This is a genomic window from Vibrio sp. 1978, from assembly GCF_033344345.1.
This window is the reverse complement of sequence record NZ_JAWPOP010000953.1, coordinates 1-531: the sequence shown is the minus strand read 5'-3', so window position 1 is coordinate 531 and position 531 is coordinate 1. Positions and strand designations below refer to the sequence as shown.

The following is a 531-nucleotide window of genomic DNA, read 5'->3' as shown; positions in this document are numbered from 1 at the left end:
CCTTTTTGCTCCTCCAACTCACCCTCTGTAGTTGCCAATTTTTGGCTCAAAGAGCGATTTTCGCTTTTAGCTTGCTCCAGGTGATCCTGTGCTCGGGTCAGATCTGCGGCTTTCGCCTCCAGCTTGCCCTCCAACTCAACGATCCGCTTTTCCAGCTTATCAATGTCAGCCAGTGAGCGTTCTAGCTCCGCAGACTTGAGGGATAGCGAGTTTTCTGCCTTACCAAGGGCCGCATCGAGCTCTGATTTTTTGTTGGTGAGAGCTTCAAGTTGTTCCTCCAGTAGCTCAGCCCGTTCGGTGGCATCATTTGCCATGTCCACGGCTTGCTGCATATCTTCCTGGTACTCAATTTCTTTCTGTCGTAGCAGTTCACGCTCGCGCTCAAGCTGTTCATCGGCGCTTGCTTTGGCTACCGTATAGATCTTCTGTAGGAAGAGCTCAGCATCGCTCATAACCGATTCTGGAAGGACTACCTCTACCAGCTCTTCATCGAGGGAGTGTTCCTCTGACCACTGTTTGAGATACGTTGAA

At 50.8% G+C, this 531-nt stretch carries 1 pseudogene; it reads right to left on the bottom strand.

Annotated elements, in window-relative coordinates:
• A pseudogene (locus tag R8N49_RS30045) lies at positions 1 to 531 on the bottom strand (KfrA protein); the annotation flags it as partial.